At 70.8% G+C, this 23,920-nt stretch carries 7 protein-coding genes; 6 read left to right on the top strand and 1 reads right to left on the bottom strand.

Going from position 1 to position 23,920, the window contains the following annotated elements; genetic code table 11:
- Window positions 1–740: 740 nt before the first annotated feature.
- Window positions 741–1,667: a coiled-coil domain-containing protein gene (locus FRAAL_RS27645; protein ID WP_041939874.1), complete on the bottom strand. Its 927-nt coding sequence runs from the start codon at window positions 1,665–1,667 to the stop codon at window positions 741–743.
- Between the two features lie 790 nt (window positions 1,668–2,457).
- Between FRAAL_RS27645 and FRAAL_RS27640 the strand changes: the two genes are divergently transcribed.
- The 6 genes from FRAAL_RS27640 (at window position 2,458) to FRAAL_RS27615 (ending at window position 23,817) form a co-directional block, all read left to right on the top strand.
- A complete protein-coding gene (locus FRAAL_RS27640) occupies window positions 2,458–2,712 on the top strand; it encodes a helix-turn-helix transcriptional regulator (RefSeq protein ID WP_050997270.1) in 255 nt (84 codons plus the stop codon).
- A gap of 189 nt (window positions 2,713–2,901) precedes the next feature.
- Window positions 2,902–7,245: a MobF family relaxase gene (mobF, locus tag FRAAL_RS27635; RefSeq protein WP_162137494.1), complete on the top strand. Its 4,344-nt coding sequence runs from the start codon at window positions 2,902–2,904 to the stop codon at window positions 7,243–7,245.
- 370 nt (window positions 7,246–7,615) lie between these two features.
- Entirely contained in the window at window positions 7,616–10,441 is a 2,826-nt protein-coding gene (locus tag FRAAL_RS27630) for an SNF2-related protein (RefSeq protein WP_041939873.1), read from the top strand.
- Between the two features lie 4 nt (window positions 10,442–10,445).
- Complete coding sequence (locus FRAAL_RS27625; RefSeq protein WP_011607379.1) at window positions 10,446–15,230, top strand: Eco57I restriction-modification methylase domain-containing protein; 4,785 nt, start codon at window positions 10,446–10,448, stop codon at window positions 15,228–15,230.
- Window positions 15,227–21,661: a DEAD/DEAH box helicase gene (locus tag FRAAL_RS27620; protein ID WP_011607378.1), complete on the top strand. Its 6,435-nt coding sequence runs from the start codon at window positions 15,227–15,229 to the stop codon at window positions 21,659–21,661. The genes FRAAL_RS27625 and FRAAL_RS27620 overlap by 4 nt, the downstream gene beginning before the upstream one ends.
- Complete coding sequence (locus FRAAL_RS27615) at window positions 21,658–23,817, top strand: UvrD-helicase domain-containing protein (protein WP_011607377.1); 2,160 nt, start codon at window positions 21,658–21,660, stop codon at window positions 23,815–23,817. Before FRAAL_RS27620 ends, FRAAL_RS27615 begins: the two co-directional genes overlap by 4 nt.
- Window positions 23,818–23,920 lie beyond the last annotated feature (103 nt).

Here is a 23,920-nt window from a genome sequence, read left to right as displayed (position 1 = left end):
GCCTCACTGGCCGTTGAAGAGTCTCCTGCGGTCCGGTGATCGCCGAGTGGTACTGTTCGCCTCGAAAAACGCCGCCGTCTCGAGATGCGGTAGAGATCGTCTGGGTCATGATCGGATTGCTATATCGGCGGCAACACAGGCCGGTGTAGCTCGCCAAGAGTCCACGGGGAAACACTAAAACTAACTCTCTGACCTGGACGTTCTCCATATCAGCTGATCGGAGGATCGCCAAGTTAGGGTTCAAGTTCTATCGCCCGGCGCCGGTCGGGCAGCTACCTCGGCCGGAGAGTCTCGGCCCAAAAGCCGCGGGAACGCTCGCGGCGCTCCTGTCAGGGTAACCGGCGGGGCTCGCGTGGCCGTTGACAGCGATCAACGGGGTGGGTGACCGGCGCCGCCGAAGAGGTTCACTGACGGACTCTCCCAGCCGGACAGGCGCGAGGTCGCGCCCGGGAAGCCGGTGTCGTCCGACAGTGATTCATCTGTCCGACATCCATCACAGTCTTGCTTTGGCGCCGCCCCAGTCCTCCCGGTCGAGTAGCCACAGCAGCAGGCGGGGGCGGTGAGGCTGGCCCAGCTCAGACGCGGGGGCCACGTGGCCCCCGCGTTTCCGATCTTCCCTGAAGGTTCTCGGCCGCGTCAGCGGCGGGAACCTTCCCATGTGCCTACACGAATCATCTACACGATCGGTGGCGCTCGACGGGTCGGAGTGATCACGATGCCGTTCCGTCGCGTGCTGGACGTCAGCCCTCCCGGGGCGCTGGTGAAGAGATGGCCGCATGCGCATCAGCTGAGGAATCGGGCACGGAGTCGCTGCTGGGGGCACCGGGAGCGCCATTGTCGTCGCCGGAGAGGCTGCCATCCTGGGGCCGCGCCTGCTCGGCCCGCAGCGTATCGAGCTGGGCCCGGAGCCGATCAACCTCGGTATGCAGGCGGGTGTTGTCGGCCGCCAACGAGTCGGCGTGGGCTTCGGCCCGTTCGGCGCGGCCACGAGCATCCGCCCGCGCCTCGGCGGCTGCCTGGCGTTCCGTTGCCAGCACGGCTGCGTGATCGACTCGGAGGTCAGCGAGGGCCTGCGCGTGGTCGCGGTACAGGTCGTGCAGTTGCGCGGCGTGCTCGGCGCGCAACTCGGCCAAGGCGTGTGCGTGGTCGCGTTCGAGGGAACTGACCCGACCCGATGTCTCGGCCTGGACACGGTCGCGGTCGGCCTGCGCTTCGGTGGCCGCGCGGTCGGCATCGTCGGCGCGGTTGGTCGCCTCGACGGCGCGGTGCTCCGCGGCTTCCGCAGCCTCGGCGGCGGAGGCCGCGTCGGTGTCGGCTTCATCGCGGGCACGCAGCGCGGCGCGCAGCTCGTCCTCGGTGTGCCGCAAGGTTTCGCGAGCCTGGCGGGCCTGGTTCTCGGCGGCTTCGGCGCGACCGGTGGCCTCGGCGGTCACTGCCTCGATCCGCCGGAGAACGGTGTCCTCGTCGAGCGCGGCAGCGCGGCGCCCGACGAGGGCCGCCAGCCCCCCAACGTCCCCGGCCAGGACGGCAAGCCGTTCCGCGAGTCCGATGACCGGGGCGTCGGCCAGCCCGAGGCGCGCAAGCAGGTCCTCGGCGGCGCCGTCCTCGCGTTCGCCGTCGGCGTTCGCCCGGCGGCGGGAGTATTGGGCGCGGGCCCGATGCCGCATGCGCTCCGTCTCCCCGGCCCCGGCGTAACGACTCCCCTGACCGGCTGGCTGGCCGCACCCACAGACACACGGGTCCTCTGACTGCTTCTCCACCACAACCTCCGTCCCACAGTGCATCGCTTACGTAGTCTATGTCTACGTAGATTCTACGTCTATGTAGCGATGAGGTTGGGCTCGCTGCGTAGCCGAATGGCAGCTCATGGACGCCGGAACCAGGCGACGTGCTCGTGCCAAATTTCTGCCGCGTATCGAGGACGCTCGTCGTGACCCCCGCGGCGGGGATCGGCCGAAGCCGACCGGCTGGGCCGCAGTGCCGGACGGCGGGTTGAGCCGGCGGCGCGTCCCGCGTTCTCACCTGTCCGGTGGGCACGGCCGACGCCGTTTTCGGCGACGTGGCGGTGCGGGGAACGTTTCCCGGCTCTCCGGTCGACCTTCCCGGAGTTCTTCCCGACAAGGTTCCCCATGGCTGGTCAGCCGCTGATCGCCGGTGACATCCCGAGCCGCCGCCTTCTTGGAGTGGAACGACGGATCGGACCCGCTACCGAGAGACTCTGCGCAGGGCGGATGGCGTCCGCGATGGCCTCGACGATGACCTGTCAGATGTGCGGGACGCGCCGCCGGCCGGGGCTATCCGGGACCGAAAAGGCGGTCTCGACGAGGCGACGGGTTGGAGCGTGACGGATCCCGCCAGGTCAGCGGTGGTGTCCGCTTCCGCTGGCGTGCTCCGCGGCACTCCAGCGAGGTGACGGCACGTCCGGCTCTCCGGAGGGGTTGCCCCATGGGATCAAGCATGTCGCGGGATGAGGTGCTGGCGCTGCCGGCGACGATCGATGTGCCGACTGCCTGCCGTGCGCTGGGCCTGGGTCGGACTCTGGGCTACGAGCTCGCTCGGCGGGGCGAGTTTCCCTGCCCAGTGCTGCGCGTGGGCCGGCGGTACGTGGTGCCCACCGCCGGCGTGCACGCCTTGCTCGGTCTGGGTTCCGCTACCCGGCCGCACGGATCGGCGGCTGTCGACGGCGGGGTCGAGCCGACGCAGGGTGCGTGAGCTTCATGTCTTTGGTGAGCCGGACGGAAAAGCAGCCGACGACATTCAGCGGAATTTCCAATCACCGAGACGGACGGGCCGGCCGGAAATGATACCCGGTGGCCTGGAAGTAGCCCGTTGCTTTCCTTCTTGGTTGAGCGGATAAACGGAGTCGGGTGCATCCCGGGTTTGGGTTGGAGGCCGCGTCCGGTGATTGTCACGGTGAAGGTGCTGGGTTTGCGCGCCGCCGCCGGGACGACGGTGGCGGGCGCGGTGTGGCGAATCGTCGACTACCTGCACGGCGGCACGCCCGGTGAGGCCGCCCGGTTCGCCGCGGTGGGCGGTACGCAGTCGGCCAAGAGTTCCGGCCTGGCGCGCTACTACACGGGCGGGGTCGCGCGGGGTTCGGCGGCTGCGCTGGTCGGCCTGCGGCCGGGAGCCGCTGTGCCGCGCGAGCGCCTCGCCCGGTTGCTCGCTGGTCAGCACGCCACGAGCGGGAGACCGCTCGTGCCGGCGACCGGATCGGCCGGCCGCGCCGCTCACAGCAGGCGCCTTGACGGCGGCCGGGGATCCGGCGAGTGGTTGTCGCTGGCGGAGGCTGCCCGGATCGCCGGTGTCAGCGCACGTTACCTGCGGCGGCTCGCGGCGCGGACCAGCCGCGATGACGCTGGGACCGTCGACGCCGGAGCATCGGACACGGCGGGCCGTCCGGCGGCCGACGACGACGGGACCGACGCTGGGTCGGACCGGGATCGGCTGGCGGCGGCGAAGGACTCCGCCGGCCGGTGGCGGGTGCACCGCGACGAACTCGCCCGCTTCCTCGAGGAACGCGAGCCGCCCACGGTGGTGCTTGGATTCGACGTGACCGCCTCGGCGCCGAAATCAGTGAGCCTGCTCTGGGCATTCGGTGACGATGACCTGCGGCGTGACCTCGCCGAGGCGATGAATGTCGCGGTGGATGCGGCGATCGGCTATCTGGAGCGGCAGGCCGGAGTCGGGCTGGTCGACGGCCATAACCGGCCTGGGGTGGGCCTGGCCGGGGTGTCTTTCCTGCACGACATTTCCCGGGCCGAGGAACCCCATCTGCACATCCACACCGTGCTGGCGAACGCGGTTCCCATCCCGCTCCTCGACGAGGACGGCGAGCCGCTGCGAGATGGCGCCGGACGACCTCGGATGGTGTGGCGGACGGTCGACAGCGAGCTGCTGCACGCACACGTGAAGACCGCCGGCTATGTGGCGGCGGCGGTGCTGCGCCACGAACTGTCGGCCCGTCGGGGGCTGCAGTGGGGACCGGTCCGGAACGGAGTCGCCGAACTGGCCGGGCTGCCGGCGGACCTGCTGGCGGTGTTCTCCTCGCGGCGGGCGCAGATCGACGCGGAACTCGCCGAGCTGGTCGCCAGCGGCGCAACCGACGGCCCGGCTCTACGCGAGGCGGTCCAGAGGGGGACCCGGGCGCCGAAACGGGCGCAGGCCGACGCGGAGATCCGCACCGCCCAGCACGCCCGGCTCGAAGCCGCGGGATGGACGGCGGCGGACGTCCTGGCAGCCGGCGCGCGGACCGACTACCGGCCGACGGCCATCGGCCCCGACGATCTGGCCGAACTCGCCGAGCTGCTCACCGGACCGGACGGACTCACCGCGCGGTCCGCGACCTTCACCGCCCGTGATGTTGCCCAGGCTGTGGCCGCCTGGGGCGTGGACCGGCTCGACGCCACCGACATCGACCGGCTCACCGCCCACATCCTCGCCGATGCCCGGCTGGCCATGGTCGACGAGGACACCCCCCGTCGGCGCCGCGATCCCGAACCCATCTACACCACGCTCGATCTCCTCGACGCCGAGGACAACGTGCTCGCCCTCTGCGAGGCCGGGCGCACCGCCTACGCCGGCCGGGAGCATCGGCTCATCGGACCGGACGAGCTGGAAGCCGCCCTGGCGGGGCACCTCGACCCGCGCCGCGAGTACGGCGCGGGGCACGTCGAGCCGGCGGTGCTGGCTGTTGAGCAGGTGGACGCGGTCCGGGCGCTGCTGACCTCCACCGATCTGGTTCGGGTGCTCGTCGGACCGGCGGGCTCGGGCAAGACCGAGGCGATGCGGCTCCTGGTCGCCGTACTACGGGACGCTGGGCGGACCGTGCTGGGAGCGGCGCACGGCGGCCGGCAGACCGAGGAACTCACCGGCCGGCTTGGCATCGACGGTCGGGTGGTCGCCGGCTGGCTCACCCTCCTCGACCACGCCGACCGGCCGGCAGACATCTGGCCGCCCGGCACGATGCTCATCCTCGACGAGGCCACCCACGTCACCACCCGCAATGCCGCGCGCCTCCTGCGCTACGCGACCGACACCGGCACGGTCATCCTCGCCCTGGGCGACCCCGCCCAGCTCGGCGCGATCGGCCCGGGCGGCTGGTTCGCCCATCTCGCCGCCACCCTGCCCGACGTCGCGACCCTGACCACCGTGCATCGCCAGGCCGGAGCGGGCATGAACGGGGTGCGCGCCGCCCTGGCCGGCCTGCGCGCTGGAGCACCCGACCAGGTGCGCCGCGCCATGGCGCGGCTGGCCGCCGACGGCCGGCTCCACCGCTTCCACGACCGGCCGAGCCTGCTCGCCGCCATCGTCGAGGACTGGCACGACGAACGAAGCACCGTCCGCAGCGCGGCCACCGGCGCGAACCGCGCCAGAGTCGACGCGAACCGCGCCAGAGTCGGCGCGGCATCCGGCGCGGACCACGCGCCGGGGAGGAGCCGGCGCGGCGCTGACCACTCGCGGCACGTCGATCTGCCGCGGATGATGGCGGGCGATCACGGGACGGTCGAGTGGCTCAACCGGGCCGCGCAGCTTCGCCGGATGCAGGCCGGTGAGCTCGACCCGGACCTGTTCCTGGAGGTCGCCGGCCGCCGGTTCCACGTCGGCGACGAGGTCATCACCCTCACCCAGGCCGGCCACACGCTCATCCCCGCCGGCAGACCGGCGTCGGCCTACATCCGCACCGGCACGATCGGGACGGTCCTCGCCATCGACTCCGGGCCGGCTACGGACGACCGGCCGGAGGGCCGGACGCTGACTGTCGACTTCCCCGGCAAGGGCGTCGTGAGCATCGGCTGGGACTACCTCACCCACGTCTTCCCCGACGGTCGCGACGGCGGGCTGACGCACGCCTACGCGATCACGGCGCACAAGGCGCAGGGCAGCACGATGGCCACCGCCCGACCGGTCGTCACTGACCGCACGAGCCGACCCGGCCTGTACGTCATGCTTTCGCGCGCCCGCACCGACCTGGCCGCCTACCTCATCGACAGTGACGAGCTTGCTGCGCCGGGCGACACCGAGGATCTGCTGCCCGTCGTACCCACCCGCGGTGACCCGCTCGACCGGCTCGCCGGCCGCCTGGCCGCCTCCCGGACCGACCGGCTCGTCCAGGCCCTCGACCCGGCCGCGGCGGCCGTCGCCCAGCTGCGCCGTGAGTACACCCTGGCCGAGCTGACCGCCCTGCGCCGCCAACTCCGCCCTGCCACCGGCGGTGGGCAATCCAGCAGGACCCCGTCGTTCAGGTCGCGCCCCGGCGCGCACAACAGCGGTCTCCTCGGCGCGGATGGCGATCCGATCATCGGCGCGGTCAGTGCAGGGCGCGGCGCGGTGGAGGTGGATCGTGGCGCGAACGGCGCGAGACCCGGCGCGAACAGCGCGGGTGACTGGCCCTCGAGGGCGCTTGACGGGGACGGCAAAGAGATCGATCCGGTGGTGCTCGCGCGGGCGGAGCGGTCCGCGGAGGCCGCCGTGGCCGCCGCGTCGCTCGCCGATCCACCGGCCATCCTGCTCGAACGCATCGGACCTCGTCCCGCGGGTGGACCGGTCCGCCGGGCCTGGGACGACGCCGTGGCGAGTCTCGCGATCTACCAGGTGCGCCACGCTGCTCACCTCGAACCGGGAGATCCCGGACCGCCACCGCCCGACGACCACGACGGCGACGTTCGCCACCGCTGGGAGGAACAGCACGACCTCGCCGCCGCTCTCGTCGAGGCATGGGCATCGGCGCTGCACCCCACCGGCCGGCCGGACATCCGTGGTCCGGCGGCCGAACGCGCAACCGCAGCAATCCACGCCTTCCTCGACGCCGGATCGACCCCCGCCGCCCTCAGCCGGGCCCTGGCGGCGATCGACCATGGTGCCATCCGCGACGGTCTCGCCATCGTCGACCATCGGCTCGCCCGGCTCTGCGAGACCGCCGACGTTGACCCGGCTGCCTACGCCGATCCGCCGTCGCCCGGAGCCCGCCACGACTGGCAGCGCACCGTGCACCTCCTCGACCGCGCCGAGATCCACCACCTGGCCAGCCGACCGAACGCTGAGCTGGCCTTCGAGCTACGCACGCTCCGGGCGGCGGGCGGACTACCCGCGTCCACAGAGCCGGACTGGGCTCAGGGCAGACGAGCACGGCTCCTCGGCGCCGCCCTCGGCCTGCAAGCTGACGCCGCGACCCTCCACGCCGAGCTCGGACCGCCCACCGACCCGTCCGGCCACGCGGGCGCAGCTACGCACTTCGAGCTCTGACTCACCGATTCACCCGCCTTGAGCTGGGCTTAGTCGAAGTTGGACAGGGTAGCGCCCGTTGCCGCGCCACACGACGCATCGTGATTTCGAGGTCGAACAAACGTTCCCGCCTTGAACGATTCTGAATTCTCTACTGACACCCGCTATTTGAAAAATGCGCAGTTCAGGCCATCTTTTCGGGCGTGCTGGCCCCAAGCGGGCGCCGCCATGCCCGCCGGAGGGGTCGCGCGGCGGCGGGAACCCCTGGCGTCTCGCGGATCGCGGGTTCGGGCTCGTGCGCGGACCGGATGGAGCGATCCGCGTACAGAAGGGATTAGGCAGGCGAATATGGTCGTTGCTCGCGGATAGTCGCTCAGCCGGGGGGCAGCAGATGCCGTCGTTGATCACGCCGGGCACGCAGGTCGTCGTTCGTGACGAGGAATGGCTGGTCAAGGCGGTCGTGGATACCTCCGCGGACGGCCAGCGAATCGAGGCGATCGGCGTCTCGGAGTTCGTGCGGGAGACCGAGGCGGTCTTCTTCACCGGGATCGACGACGTCGTCCCGCTGGATCCCGCGCAGACCGAGCTGGTCGCGGACGACAGTCCGGGCTTCCGTCGCTCGCGGCTGTGGCTGGAGGCGCTGCTGCGGCGGACGCCGCTTCCGCTGGACGACGCGCGGATCGCGGTCGGGCACCGGGCCCTGCTGGACGACCTGAGCTACCAGCGGCGTCCCGCCGAGCGGGCCCTGTCGAACCTGCGTCCACGCATCCTGGTCGCGGACGCGGTCGGGCTCGGCAAGACGCTGGAGATCGGCATCATCCTCGCCGAGCTGATCAAGCGCGGCCGGGGTGAACGCATCCTGGTCGTCACGCCGCGGGCCATCCTGGAGCAGTTCCAGCGGGAGCTGTGGACCCGCTTCTCGATCCCGCTGGTCCGGCTCGACACCCCGGGTATCCAGCAGGTTCGGCAGAAGCTGCCGGCGTCGCGCAACCCGTTCAGCTACTACCGTCGGGCGATCATCTCGATCGACACATTGAAGAACCCGGACCGCTACAAGCATCACCTGGCCGGTCAGCGCTGGGACGTGGTCGTCATCGACGAGTGCCACAATCTGATCAACCGGGGTACCCAGAACAACGAGGTCGCCCGCCTGCTCGCGAAGCAGGCCGACGCGCTGATCCTCGCCAGCGCCACCCCGCACAACGGCAAGCCGGAGTCATTCGCCGAGCTGATCAACCTGCTGGACCCGACAGCCGTAGCCGATCCGACGGCCTACACCGAGCAGGACATCGCGCATCTCTACGTCCACCGCCACCGCGGCTCGGACGACGTCCGCCTGGAGGTCGCGCACAACTGGAAGAAGCGCGAGCCGACAGACGTGCAGGCGGTGCCGCCGACGGCCGCCGAGGAGGCGGTGCTCGACGAGTTGGCCGCGGTGTGGCTGCGGCCCGAGGGCGGACGGTCGCCCGTGTCGGGCGCGGGCCGGTCGCTGGTGCCCTGGAACCTGTTCAAGGCGTTTCTCTCTTCGACCCCGGCACTGCGGGCGAGCATCGACGCCCGCCGGCGCACGCTGCGCAGCGCCACCGCGACCGACCCGGCGGTGAGTCGCGAGCGAGACGCCCTCGACCGGCTCGACGAGCTGGCCGCGAAGGCGGAGGAGGACGGCTCGTCGAAGCTCGCGGCCCTGGTCGCCCACCTGCGCAAGATCGGGGTCGGGGCCGGTTCACCGACCCGCGCGGTGGTGTTCTCCGAGCGGGTGGACACCCTCGAGTGGCTGCGGGACGAGGTGCCGGGCCGGCTGGGGATCCCGCCGAGCGCGGTCGCGATCATGCACAGCAAGGTGCCGGACAACCTCCTGCAGGACGCCATCGAGGACTTCGCCCTGGCCGGCGGCACGACGCGGCTGCTGCTCGCCGGCGACCTGGCCTCGGAGGGCATCAACCTGCACCGCCAGTGTCACGACCTGATCCATTTTGATCTTCCCTGGAGTCTGATCAGGATCCAGCAGCGCAACGGTCGCATCGACCGGTACATGCAGCTGAGCACCCCGCGGATCGCAGCGCTGGCGATGGCCTCGGACAACCCCGACGTGCTCAGCGACATCCGGGTGCTGACCAAGCTGCTGGCGAAGGAACACGCCGCGTACACGGTGCTCGGCGATGCCGGCTCCCTGCTCGGGGTGCACGACGAGGACATCGAGGAGGACCGGGTCCGGGACGTGCTGCGCAGCCGGGCGGACATCGACACGGTGGTCCCGGATCCCGAGCCGGCGGCGCTCGACCCGTTCGAGCAGCTTCTCGCCTTCGGCGGGACGCACGCGGCCGAGGCGCCGCCGCCGCTTGTCACCGAGCGGACGCTGTTCGACTCGGACGCTGCTTACCTCACCGAGGCGCTCGCCGAGGTGTCCGACGGACCGCCCGAACAGGTCTACGACCTGCGCCACGAGGCGGACACCGGCCTGCTGGCGTTCGCGCCACCGGAGGACCTCAAGCGTCGACTCGACGATCTGCCCGCGGACTACCTGGCGGACCGGGCGGTGACCACCCGGCTGAAGGTGACGACCAGCCGCCGCTTCGCCGATGCCAGCCTCGCCGCCGCCCGGGACGACGACCGGATCGAATGGCCCGAGGTGCAGTACCTCGCCCCGCAGCATCCGGTGCTGGAATGGGTCACCGACCGGGCGCTGGCGCAGCTCGGCCGCAACGAGACGCCGGTGCTCGCCGGCACTGTCGAGACCCCGGTGTTCCTGACCCAGGGCGTCTGGTGCAACGAGCGCGGCCAGCCGGTGATCGTGCACTGGGGTGCGGTCTCCGGGCTGCCGGACGCCCCCGTCGTGGGCGACGCGACCGGCGTGCTGGAGGCCGCCGGCATCCGGGCGGGCACGACCAACTCCGGTCGGGCGAGAGCCTGGATAGCCCAGCTGCAACCCCTGGTACCCGCCGCTTTGGACGCCGGACGGAGGCATCTCGAGGCGCTGCGGGCCGAGCGGGACGGGCGGATCGCGGACCGGATCGCGCAGCAGAAGGCACGTCTCGGCCAGTGGGCGGACCAGGCCGAGCAGCTCACGTTGGAGCTGACCTCCACCGGACGCCAGCGGCTCGCCCGCGAGCGCATCGCAGGTGAGCGTTCCGAGGCCGAGCGCCTGATCGATTCCCTGACCCCGAGCGGCGACCCGTTGGTTCGCGTCGTCGCCGTGATCGTCCCCCTGGAGCGCTGAAGCCGTGTTCGACTCGATCCACAACGTCGGCGAGTTCCTGTCGGACCACTGGCTGGCTTCGGTCTTCCCGGGACAGCTGCGCACCCTCACGAAGGAATGGTCCGAGCGGGACGCGCACGGCAAGCCCAGCCCGCTGCGGGGGCTGGTTGCCGCGTCCGGCCCGTTCGCCAAGGCGAAGGGTCGGCTCCCCGAACCGCGCCAGGACGCCGAGGCCCGCGTCTCGCGGGCGCGGGCGGTGGCGGGCGCGGCCGAGCTGGTCGAGGCGGCCGGGGCGCTGCACGACCTGCTGCTGACGGCGGCCGGCTTCGATGTGAAGCGCCAGGAGCTGACGACCGAGCACGGCGGCCTGGAACTGGCCGTCCCCCTCACCGTCCGCGCCCAGAGCCACAGCGGCGAGGCGCTGCACATCCTGGAGGCCCTTCCGGCGGCCGGCGAGGACGACCTGTTCGACCGCGACGGCGCTGGACGGCTGCTGCGGCCCCTACGGGTGATCCGCAGCGCGGAGAACGTCCAGGAGATCGCCGCGGTCACCGAGGCGCTCTCCACGCTGTTCCTGTCGGCGAGCCCGCCGCGGTACGCGATGGTCGTCGCCGGCGGGTGGCTCCTGCTGACCGATGCCGCACGCTGGAGTGAGGGCCGCTACCTGGTCTTCGACGCCGACACGGCGCTGGCCCGCCGGCAGGACACGGCCAGTGGCGAGCTGGCCTGGCACGCCGGGCTGTGGTCGGCGGACGTCCTGCTCCCCGCCGGGGACGAGCCGGCCTCCCGCCTCGACGGCTACCTCGACGAGTCGGTGAAGCACGCGGTCGGCGTCAGCAAGGACCTGCGGGAGGGCCTGCGCGAGTCCGTCGAGATCCTGGCGAACGAGGTCGTCGCCCAGCGGCGCGCCCAGGGCCTGCCGGTGGAGGACCTCCCGGAGCTGCCGCGGGAACTGGTCGCCCAGAGCCTGCGCTTCCTCTACCGGATCCTGTTCCTGCTGTATGCCGAGGCCCGGCCCGAGCTGGGGGTGCTGCCGGTCGGCGCGCCGGAGTACGGCGCCGGCTACGGCCTGGACCGGCTGCGGGACCTCCTCCAGGTCAAGCTGACCTCCCCGGCCATGCGCGACGGCCGCCACCTGCACGAGTCGCTGAAACTCCTGTTCGGCCTGGTGAACAACGGCCACCGCTACCGCAACGGCGCCGGTGACGACCGGGCCGACGACGGGCTGCGCTTCGAGCCGCTGAAGTCCGACCTGTTCGACCCCGGGCACGCACCCCTCGTCGACACGCTGCCGCTGCGCAACGAGGCGTTGCAGCAGATCCTCGCCCTGCTGCTGCTGTCCAAGGAACGCAAGGGCCGCGACCGCGGCTTCGTCTCCTACGCGCAGCTCGGGATCAACCAGCTCGGCGCCGTCTACGAGGGCCTGATGTCCTACAGCGGTTTCTTCGCTGAGCGGGACATGATCGAGCTGGCCAAGGACGGGGAGCCGGACAAGGGCTCCTGGTTCGTCCCGGCGGAACGCGCCGGCGAGTACGACGAGAAGCATCTCGTGATGCGGGTCGACCCGGTGACCGGCCACCGACGGAAGATCACGCACCGAAAGGGCAGCTTCGTCTTCCGGCTCTCCGGCCGCGACCGCCAGCGCAGCGCCTCCTACTACACCCCCGAGGTGCTGACCCGCTGCGTCGTGAAGCACTCCCTGGCCGAGCTGCTGCCCGACGACGAGGAATGGAAGGCGCAGCGAATCCTCGACCTGACCATCTGCGAACCGGCACTGGGCAGCGGTGCCTTCCTCAACGAGGCGATCAACCAGCTCGCCCGTAAGTACCTGGAGCGGCGTCAGGAGGAGCTGAAGACCTCCATCCCGCCGGACCAGTACGCCGACGAGCTGCAGAAGGTCAAGGCCCACCTCGCGCTGCACCGCTGCTACGGCGTCGACCTGAACCGCACCGCGGTCGAGCTCGCCGAGGTCTCGCTGTGGCTGAACGTGATGCATCCGGGTCTGCAGGGCCCGTGGTTCGGCCTGCACCTGCGGCGCGGCAACTCCCTCGTCGGCGCGCGGCGCGCCACCTACGACTTCACCGCTCTGAACAAGGCGAAGCAGAGCTGGTTGAAGACGCCGCCGACGGAGCGGCATCTCGCCGAGGGCGACATCGAGTTCGGCGAGATCCACCATTTCCTGCTGCCGGCGCACGGCTGGGGGGCGGTCGCCGAGACCAAGCAGGCCAAGGAACTCGCCAAGGACGCCGCCGACGCCCTGAAGCTGTGGTCGAAGGAAATCAAGAAGAAGCCGGCCATCGGTCAGCTCGGCCGGCTGCGAGCCCTGGCCCGCCGGGTCGAGCGGCTGTGGGAGCTGACGATCCGCCGGCTCGAGATCAGCGAACGCGAGGTCGCCCGGCACATCGACGTCTGGCAGGCGGAGCGGCTGCCCGAGACCGCCGGTGCCGTCTCCCGCCAGGAGGTCGAGAGCGCCCTCAACGATCCGGAACGGCCCTATCGGCGGCTGCGCCTGGTAATGGACGCCTGGTGCGCCCTGTGGTTCTGGCCGCTGAACTCGGACGCACCGCCGCCGAGCCTCGACGAATGGATCGCAACCCTCGAGGACCTGCTCGGCACCGAGCCGAAGGCGGCCCGGAAGGCCCAGGGCGACCGCCTCGGCCTGTTCGGCGAGATCGAGTCCTTCGCCGACCTTCAGGACGCGGACGACAACGAGCGAATCATGCACCAGATGAAGCCGGTGCTCCAGACGATGCTCGCCCGCCCCTGGCTCGGAATCGTCCGCGAGATCGCCGACCGCGAAGGCTTCTTCCACTGGGAACTCGACTACGCCCACATCTTCAAGCAAGGCGGCTTCGACCTCCAGGTAGGCAACCCCCCCTGGGTCCGCCCCACCTGGGAAGACGATACGGCTCTAGCCGAGTTCGACCCCTTCTTCAAACTTGAGGATAGGATTCCGGACGCCGTCTTCCGGGACCATCGAAAGGTAGCGCTAGCCTCGCAGCGCCGCACGGCCCGCTATCTGAACGATGTGACATCTTGGGTGGGCCTAACGGAGCATGTCGGCTCGACGGTTGACCATCCAGTCCTCGCCGGTCTTAAGATAAATCTTTATACGAATTTCGTTGAGCGAGTTTGGCGCTCCAGTAGTGCGATTGGCATCTCTGGTCTATTGCATCCTGAAGGGCATTACTCGGATCCTCGAGCGGGCACATTGCGCATGGAGGCGTATCGGCGCCTCCGCCTCCACGCGCAATTCGGCAACAATCTTCTTCTTTTTGCGGAAGTGGACAATAAGGAATCATTTGGAGTAAATATCTATGGTCAACCAAGAGTTGTCGAGTTCCGAAATATTGCGCGAATTGTCCGGCCCGAAATCCTTGACGAATCTCTAGTTCACGACGGCTTTGGGGAAATACCGGGAATACAGTTTCCGCAAGGCGGCTGGGACCTTCGACCTCACTCTTCGCGTATCGTTCGTGTCGACGAGAAGACTCTGCAGATCTGGGGAAGACTTTTTGACCCACCAGGGTCACCTTGGACCGAGGCCCGACTCATGCGGCCTCTCGTGGCCGAGCATCAGGAAATATTGGAGGCTATCTCACGACAACGAGTGCGGCTTGCGGACATCGGATTTAACTGGTCTCTTTGCTGGGATGAAGGTCAAGCAAAGAAGGATGGCTATATAGTTTGGGACACCCATCTACCGGGATCGTGGGATGGCGTAATACTACAAGGGCCTCACTTCACTTCCGCGACGCCACTCGCACGGCAACCCAACTTGAATTGTAGAAGCAACAAAGACTATTCTCCATTTGATTTTGAGGCCCTGGATCGGGAAGTTCTACCCCGCACGAACTATCGGCGCGCATGTGACATTGCAACCTTCCGTCAAGCGATAAGTCTTTGGGATGGCCGACCCTTCACCGATGTTTGGCGTCTAGCCTGGCGGAATATGGTCAGCGCCGACAATGAGCGGTCGCTTCATGCGGCAATCATTCCGCCAGGGCCGACTCATGTTCACGCTGTCCACTCTCTGGCCCTTGAAAGCAAACACAATACGGTGATCAATGCAGGTCTATGGTCTTCATTGCCGTATGACTATCTCGTCAAGGTGAGCGGTATGAGCAAAGTCGCCAAAGAGACGGTTGATCGCTTTCCGCTACCGATCGGCCACCCCGCGAGGCCATGGCTTGCCTCGCGGGCTCTGCGATTGAATTGCCTGACGGCAGACTACGCGCCGTTGTGGGAAGAACTTTATGAGACGGGTTTTGCCGAGGACGGGTGGACGCCGCCGTTTACGGACCGGCCGGCGCTTGGGGTGGCCGAGCGAGAGTGGACGATGGCGACGCCGTTGCGGTTCGACTTTGATCGGCGGGCGGCGCTGGTGGAGATCGACGCGTTGGCGGCGCTGATGCTCGGGCTGACCGCGGAGCAGTTGTGCCTCATGTACCGGGCGCAGTTCGCGGTGCTGCGCAAGTACGAGTACGCGATGTACTTCGACGCCCAGGGTCGCAAGATCGCGAAGGATCACCACGCGATGGGGGTCAAGCAGCAGAAGGACGACTACAAGATCCTGCATGCCTGGGTTGCGGATCGTGGGTTGGACTGTGATGCGCCGCCGGAGTTGGCGGATCGGTATCGGGGGCCGTTCCGGAAGCCGGATCGGGAGGCGGAGATGCGGGCCGCCTACGCCGAGTTCGCGCGGCGGCTCGGGCTCGACCCGGAGACCGGGGCGGAGCTGGCGGAACCACCGGGTGGGGTGAAGTTGGCGGGGACGCCGAGCGGGGCGGTCGAGCGGGCCGGCGCGTGATTCCGTCGTTGCTGGCGGGGGAGACGCGGGCCGGGGTCCTCGAATACCTGACGACGACGTTCGCGCTCGCGGATGACGAGGCCAGGGCGGCGCTGCGGCAGTTCCTGGAGGACCGCGAGCACGGCATCTTCCGCGGCCCGTACCTGCGGCTGCGCACGCCGTTCCGGTCGGTGGATGAGAACTGGCGCTCACCGCTGGGTTGGCTGCCGCGGGACTTCCGGCCGCACATCCACCAGGCCCGGGCGTTCGAGCGGCTGTCCACCGACGGTCACAACGCCCAGCCGACGATCGTCACCACCGGGACCGGCTCGGGGAAGACGGAGTCGTTCCTGATCCCGATCCTCGACCACTGCCGCCGGGCCCGGGAACGCGGCGAGGACGGCATCAAGGCGATCCTGCTGTACCCGATGAACGCCCTGGTCACCGACCAGGCCCGCCGCATCGCCCGCCTACTGCACGACGAGCCGGCACTCACCCGGGTGACCGCCGGCGTTTACATCGGCGGCACGGGAACGCACGCCGCCAGCTCACCGGAGCATCTCGTCGACCGGCGGGACGTGCTGCGGGAACACCCGCCGGACATCCTGCTCACGAACTACAAGATGCTCGACTTCCTCCTGCTGCGCCGCGAGGACGCGACGCTGTGGCAGCGGTCGGCGGCGTCGCTGCGGTTCGTCGTCCTCGACGAGTTCCACACCTACGACGGCGCCCAGGGTACCGATGTGGCGATGCTGTTCCGCCGGCTCGGCGCGACGCTGCGGGTCGCGGAGCCCGGGCGGCCGCTGGGTCGGGTCATCCCGGTGGCGACGTCGGCGACGCTCGGCAGCGGCACCCGGCGCGATGACATGCGTGTCTTCGCCGAGCGGGTGTTCGGCACCCCGTTCGACGCCGACGCGCTGATCGGCGAGGATCGCCTCGACCCCGCCGAGGTCGTCGACCGCATCGACTTCACCCTGCCGGTGCCGAAGCCCGACGAGGTCGTCGCCGTCACCGAACCGGCCGCCGACGAGCCGGCGAGCTGGGCGGAGCTGGCCGCGGTGTTCGCCGGCCACGAGGACAGCGGCGCCGGTGCCCCCGGTGCCCCCGGCGCCCCCGGCGCCCCCGGCCCCTCCGGCCCTGCCGACGGGGGCGGACTCGACCTCACCGACCCGGTGGTGCTCGGCGAGCGGCTCCGGACCCACTTCATCACCCGGGCCGCCCTGCAGGCGCTGTCCGCCACCCCGCTGACCCTGCGGGACGCCGTCGACCGGGTCGCCGAGGCGGGCGTGCTGTCCTGGGGGGTGCGCAAGGCCGAGCGGCCGGACGAGGTCGCGAGCGCGCTGCTGCGTTTCCTCGCGTTGCTCTCCTACGCCCGGGTGCGCGACAGCGCCGGCAACCCGCGGCCGTTGCTGCAGGTCGAGGTGCAGCTGTGGATCCGGGAGATCCGGCGGATGCTGCGGGCCGTCGACACCCGCCCCGAGTTCACCTGGTGGCACGACGGCGCACTGGAGATCGAGCGGACCTGGCTGCCGGCCGCCTACTGCCGGCACTGCGGCCGGTCGGGCTGGCAGGCGGTGGCGCCCGAGGTCGGCAACGTGCTGCGCCGCTCGCCGCTGGAGGTGTGGCAGGCCAGCGTGCGCGACCGGGCCCGGGTGCGAACCCTGCTGCTCGCCCGCGACGGCGAGGCCGACGTCCGCCACCTGGTGACGAGCACGCTGGAGCTGCTGGACACCCCGGACGAGGGCACGATCCCGGTGCTCGCGACCCCGGACGCGGAGGCCGCCGCCGATCAGCGCTGCCCGGCCTGCGGGGCCGACGACGCCGTCCGGTTCCTCGGCTCCAGCGTCGCCACCCTCGTCAGCGTCGCGTTGACCCAGCTCTTCGGCTCGGATCTGGCTGCCAACGCCGAGAAGAAGACGCTGGTCTTCACCGACTCGGTGCAGGACGCCGCGCACCGGGCCGCCTTCATCGAGGGCCGGGCGTTCCAGTTCAACCTGCGGTCGGTGCTGCTGGGGGCGATCGGGGAAGGACCGACGAGCCTGCACGCGGTCGCCCGCGGGCTGGCCGGGGCCCCCGCCGCCGACCTGTACGCGGTCACCCCGCCGGACTTCCCCCGCCGGCTCGGCCTGGAGGGGGAGTGGTTGCACCGGCCGACCGCCACCCTGCGCCGCATCCTGAACAGCCGGCTGGCCTTCCAGGCCCAACTCGAGTTCGGACTGCGCAGCCGGTTGGGCCGCACCCTGGAGCTGACCGGCGCGGTCGCCGTCGACTACGACGTCGACCTCGACAGGCTGGCCCTGCTCACCCGGGCCGTCCACGAGCAGCTGCCGGAGCGGGGCCTGGACGGCCTGCTGCCCGAGCCCGCCGGTTACGTGCCGTGGCTGTGGGGCCTCCTCGACCGGCTGCGGACGGGCGGCGGGATCATGCACGACTCGCTCGTCACCTACGTCAACCGCGACGGTGACCGTTATCCGATCTGGGGCGGCAGCCGCAAGGGGATGCCGAAGTTCCCCCGGGGCATGGCGGCGCCGACGTTCTTCACCTCCGGCTCGGGCGGACGGTGGCGGCAGTTCGCCGCCCTCAACCCGTCCGGGGACACCGCGACCTGGCTCACCGACTGGACCGTGCGCTGCCTCGGCGTGCCGGCCCGGGAGGGAAAGGCCCTGCTGCTGCGGGTCGCCGCGATGCTGGCCGGCGACGAGGTCGGCGTCTGGGCACGGCGGACGACGGGCAGCGGAGCCGTCGTGTACGGCTGGGATCCGGAGCGGATCCTGCTGCTGCCCGTCGAGGACGACGCGCTGGCCGGCGGGCGGGCGCGGATGCGCTGCGGCGTGTGCCGCTACGTCCAGCCCATCGCGCCGCATCGCCGGGCGGTGGTGGACGGCGCGCCCTGCCCGCGGTTCCGCTGCCCGGGGGTGCTGGCGGCCGAGGCCGGCGAGCCGGCCAACTTCTACCGCGGCATGTACCGCTCGGGCCGGGTGCGGCGCATCGTCACCCACGAGCACACCGGCCTGCTCGACCGGGCCCTGCGGGAGGACGTCGAGCGGCGGTTCAAGGCGAACAGCTCACCCATCGACCCGAACATCCTCGCCTGCACGCCGACGCTGGAACTCGGTATCGACATCGGCGACCTGGGCGCGGTCACGCTGGCGTCGCTGCCGCGGACGACCGCGAGCTACCTGCAGCGGGTCGGCCGGGCCGGGCGGGCGACCGGCAACGCGCTCGTCCTCGCCGGGGTGCCCAGCGGGCCCCGGGATCTCTACTATTTCGCCGAGCCGTCGCATCTGCTCGACGGTGAGGTGACCCCGCCCGGCGCCTACCTGAACGCCACCGAGCTGCTCTACCGGCAGTTCTTCGCCTACTGCCTGGACCGCGTCGCCGCCGGCGACCTGGTGCTGCCGAGCCCGCCGCCGAACCTGACCGGCCAGCTCGTCCGGCACGGCCTCGACCCCGGCGGATGGATGCGCCGGCTGCTCGACGCGATCGCCGCCTCGGCCGCGGACCTGGCGGACGGCTTCCTCGACCTGTTCGGCCCGCACCTGGATGCCGCCAGCCGGGACAGCGTCCACCAGTTCGCCGCCGGCGGGGTGGAAGGGATGGTCTCCCGGGCGTTCGGCGACTGGCTCCGGCGCGAACGCGAACTCGGTGACCGTCTGGTCACCCTGCAGCAGGCGATCAACGATCTGGAGCGGCTGGGTCACCTCGACGACGAGCAGAAGGCCGACCGCCGCCGCTGGATCGGGGAGCGCAAGGCCGTCCGGTTCATGCTCGACCGGATGCGCGACACCCCGCTGCTCACCGGCCTGGAACAGATGGGCCTGCTGCCCAACTACACCCTGATCGACGACCGGACCGTCCTCGACGTCTCGCTGTGGTGGACCACCGACGACGGCGAGAAGGAGTACCAGACCGCCGAATACCAGTACGAGCGCGGCAGCATGACCGCCGTCGGGGAGCTCGCGCCCGGCGCAGCCTTCTACGCCCGTGGCCAGCGGATCCGCATCGACGCCGTCGACATCGGACCGCTCGACGAGCCGCTGTGGCAGGCGTGGCGGCTGTGCCCGAACTGCGGGTGGGGCACCTCGGACGCCGACGCGGCCGTCTCCACCTGCCCCCGCTGCGGCGGCAGCGGCGTCGCCGACACCGGCGCGGTGCACCGGATGCTGCCGCTGCGCCGGGTGTCCGCGCTGCACAGCCGGGACGACTCCGTCATCGACGATGACGCGGACGACCGGGAGCGGGTGCCGTTCACCCTGGTGTCCAGCGTCGACGTCGACCCGGAGCACGTCACGCGGGCCTGGCGGCTGAGCGGTGTCGCCTTCGGCGCGGAGTATGTGCGCCGCGCGGTGGTCCGCCGGATCAACGTCGGGCCGCGGGGCCGGTTCGGGCAGCGGCTGTCCATCGCCGGCGAGGAGGTGCAGGTACCGCGGTTCCCGACCTGCGTCTACTGCGGGGTCGTCAACGGCAGCCAGACCGACAATCCGCGCGGCACCACCCGGCACCGCGGCTGGTGCGCGACCCGCGGGGGCACCGCCGAGCGGTGGGAGGACCTGCTGCTGCACCACGATCTCGCCACCCAGGCGGTCCGGTTGCTGCTGCCGGTCTCCACCCTGCGGGTGTCCGAACGGCTGGTGTCGTTCACCGGCGCGCTGCTGCTCGGGCTCCGCCACGACTTCGGCGGTGACCCGCAGCACCTGCGGGTGGTCGCGGTCAGCATGCCCGACCGGCAGGGCGGCACCCGGCGCTACCTGGTCCTGCACGACATGGTGCCCGGCGGCACCGGCTACCTGGACCGCGTCGGCGATCCGGAGCGGCTGCGCGCCCTGCTGACCGCGGCGCGCACCCATCTCACCGACTGCCCGTGCCGGCTCGAGGGCCGGGCGGCCTGCCACCGCTGCCTGCTCGGCGTCGTCGAATCCCGCGACGTCGAGTACGCCGACCGGGCCGTCGCGCTCGACCTGCTCGGCCAGGTGCTCGACCACTGGGACATCGACGAGATCACCAGCGTCGCCGACATCAACATCGACCAGGTCGAACTGACCGAGATCGAGCTGCGCTTCGCCGAGCTCGTCCGCCGCTGGGTAGCCGAGCAGGCCGGCGCCGACAGCTCCGCGACGGCGCTGGCCGGGCCGGCCGGGCGCCCCGAGCTCGACCTGCGGCTGCGGCTGCTCGACGGCGGCGCCATCCGGTGGCGGATGCAGGCCCAGGTGCCGGTCGACCTGCCCGCCGGGCGCACCATCCCCGACTTCCTGTTCACCCGGCAGGACGCGCAGAGCCTGCCGATCGCCGTCTACCTCGACGGCCGGCGCTACCACGCCTCCGTCGAGCACAACCTCACCGACCGCGACGCCCGGCAACGGCGCTCCCTGCGGGCCGCCGGCTACCGGGTCTGGTCGCTGACGTGGGACGACGTCGAAGGCTTCGCACGGATGCTCGACGACCTCGGCGCGGGCGCGGACGTCGACGACAACCTGGTCGACGTCGTGACGCAGAACCGGATCCGGGAGCGGGTGGCTGACCCGCGGCTGCCGGTCGTCTGGGGGAACCCGATGACGATGCTGGTCACCTACCTGACCGATCCGGAGGCCGCGCTGTGGGCGGAGGCGGCGGTGGCGGCAGCCCTGGCCCTCGTCGCGTCGAGCACCACGTTGCCCTCGGTGCTGACCCGGGCCGGCCTGGTGAGCCACCTGGCCGCCGCGGGGCGCGGTGACCCCTCGCCGCCGGCTGCCGGTGCTGGCAGCACGCCGGGGGTCGGCGCCCCTGGCGCCCCTGGCGCGGCTGGCACCGGATCGATGGTGTGGGCGGCTCGGACCTCGCGCCGGGGCTGCCCGTTGTACGTGATGGCCGAGCGCGGCGACGTGGCCGGTACGGTCGGGCTGGTGGGCGTTCTCGACGATCGGGACGAGGTCGTCGGTGGCACCGAACATCGCGCCGCGTGGATCGACTGGCTGCGGTGGGCCAACCTCGCCCAGTTCCTGCCCCGCCCCCGCTCGGACAGTGTGGCCTCGCGGCAGTTCGCGGACTTCGTCACCGTCCGGGAAGCCGACACCTACGATCCGTCGCTGCATCCGCTGGCGGTGGCTCCCCGCAGCGAGCCCGGTCTGGCGGTGCTGCCCGCCGGTTGGGAACCGGTGCTGGACCTGGTCGACCCGACGCTGCGGCCGCTCGCGCTCGTCCTCGTTCGCGGTCGGCCGGATCTTTCCGTGCCCGAGCCTGGTTGGGAGGTCGGACCGGACAACGCGGCCTGGCAGCTCGAACTCGCCTGGCCCGACGACCGGGTGGCCGTGGTCCTGGACGCCGAGCCGGCCCGGGACGCGTGGCTGGACGCCGGCGGCTGGCTGATCGTGACATGGCAGGAAGGAACCGATCCGGGACCGGCAGCGGCCCAGATCATCGACCGGCTGGGTGGCCGGCCCAATGAAGGCAACGACCTGGAGGCGGAGGCCCGGTGACCGTCAGCGTCATCCTGTCGGACCTGTTCCAGGCGTCGTACGACGCTCTGGACGGCAGCATCAAGACCCGTGTCATGGACTTCCTGATGAAGCTCCAGCGCGCCCCCGACACACCCGGGCTCGACCTCAAACAGCCGAAGGGCGCCATCGACCGGCGGGTGCGCACAGCGCGGGTCAACGACAACTTCCGGGCCGTGCTGCTTGAGCTGCCCAAGTCGGCCGGGTTCGTCCTCGCCGCGGTCAAACCGCACGATGACGCCTACACCTTCGCCAGCCACGTCCGGTTCGGCATCAACGAGGTCACCGGCGCGCTCGAACTGACCGACACCCTGGCCCTGAGCGAGGCGACCGCGACGGCCGTGGCGCATCCCGTCCCGGCCGGCAAGCCGCCGATCCTCGGGTCGCTGCGCGAACGCGACCTGGTCCGGCTCGGAATCGACAGCACGGTCGCCGGCGACCTGCTGCGCATCGCCGACGAGGACCGCCTGCTCGACGTCGCCAGCAAGCTGCCCCGCGCCCAGGCGGACGCCGTGCTCGACCTCGCGGCCGGTCGCAGCGTCGACGAGGTCTGGGCAGACCTCGTCGGTGACGAAGCCGGCGAACCAGCCACCGCCACCGACGACGTGCTGGTCGCGCTGGAACGGCCGTTGTCGCGGCTGAGTTTCTCCAACCCTGCCAGCGAGGCGGATCTGCGGGCGGTCCTGGAAGGTTCGTTCGAGAAGTGGCGGGTGTGGCTGCATCCGCTGCAGCGCCGGATCGCCTACCGGCACGGCTACGGCGGCCCGTTCCGCGTCACCGGCGGGGCCGGCACCGGGAAGACGGTCACCGCTCTGCACCGGGCGGTGCACCTGGCGGGCGCCTACCCGAATGACAAGATCCTGTTCACGACCTTCACCCGGACGCTCGCCCAGTCGATCAAGGAGAACCTGGTCAAGCTGGCCGGGCCGGCGATCCTGCAGACCGTCGACGTGCTGACCGTCGACGGCCTGGCCCGCCGGGTGCTCGCGGCGACCGACACGGACCGCGAGAAGATCCGCAAGGTCACCGTCCTCGGTGACACCGATCAGAAGATCCGCGACCTGTGGGAACAGGCCGCCGCGAGCACCGCCAGCGCCGGGAACGCCGCCTCGACCGCCTGGTCCGTCGATTTCCTCATCGCGGAATGGTCGACCGTCGTCCTCGCCCAGGGCATCACCGACCGAGCCACCTACCTCAAGGCCACCCGGGCCGGCCGGGGCCGGCGCCTCAGCCGGATCGACCGGGCCGCCCTGTGGCAGATCTTCGAGCGGTTCGCCCTGCTCCTGGACGCGCACGAGCGGACGACCTTCACCCAGATCGCGAGCCGGGCCGCGCAGGTGCCGACCAGCGGGGTCGTGTACCGGCACGCCGTCGTCGACGAGGCGCAGGACCTGCATCCGGCCCACTGGCGGCTGCTTCGCCACGTGGTGCCGAGTGGACCGGACGACATCTTCCTGGTCGGCGACGCGCACCAGCGGATCTACGCCTACAAGGTCACCTTGTCGGCGCTCGGCATCGAGACGCGGGGACGTTCCCGCCGGTTGACGGTCAACTACCGCACCTCCCGGGAGATCCTCCGCTGGTGCATGGGCGTGATCGCGGGCATGACCGTCGACGACCTGGAGGACACGGCGGACACTCTGGCCGGTGCGCGTTCGGAGTTCACGGGACCGCCGCCGAGAACCCGCGGCTTTGTTCGGCGCGAGGACGAACTGTCCGCTCTGGCGTCGGCGGTCCAGGAGTGGATCGACGGTGGGATCTCGCCGAACGAGATCGGTGTGGTCGCGCGGACGCGGCAACTGGTCGAGGAAGCGGAGAAGGCACTGCGGGGCGCCGGGCTCGACGTGCTCGTGCTCGCCTCCGACTCACCGGACGACGCCGTGCGGCCGGGCGTGCGGCTGGTGACCATGCACCGGGTCAAGGGCCTGGAATTCCGCGCGGTAGCCCTGATCGGCTTCGAGGAGGACATCCTGCCGTTCCCCGTCAGCGACGTCGACGACGCCGAGGAACTCGAACGGCGCCTGGCCCAGGAACGATGCCTCGCCTACGTAGCCGGCTCCCGCGCCCGCGAACACCTCCGGATCACCTGGACCGGCCGCCAATCGCCCTTCCTGCCATCGGCTCCGGACAATGCGTGACGGAGAACATGTGGTGGGCTCGCCGTCGGCGACGGCCGGGTCCTCAACCTGGCTCGGCAACGGGGATGGATATAAGCCACTGATGCTTTGGGTGGTTCCGCGG

It is taken from the genome of Frankia alni ACN14a, from assembly GCF_000058485.1.
GTDB lineage: Bacteria > Actinomycetota > Actinomycetes > Frankiales > Frankiaceae > Frankia > Frankia alni.
This window is presented reverse-complemented; position numbering and strand designations above follow the sequence as displayed.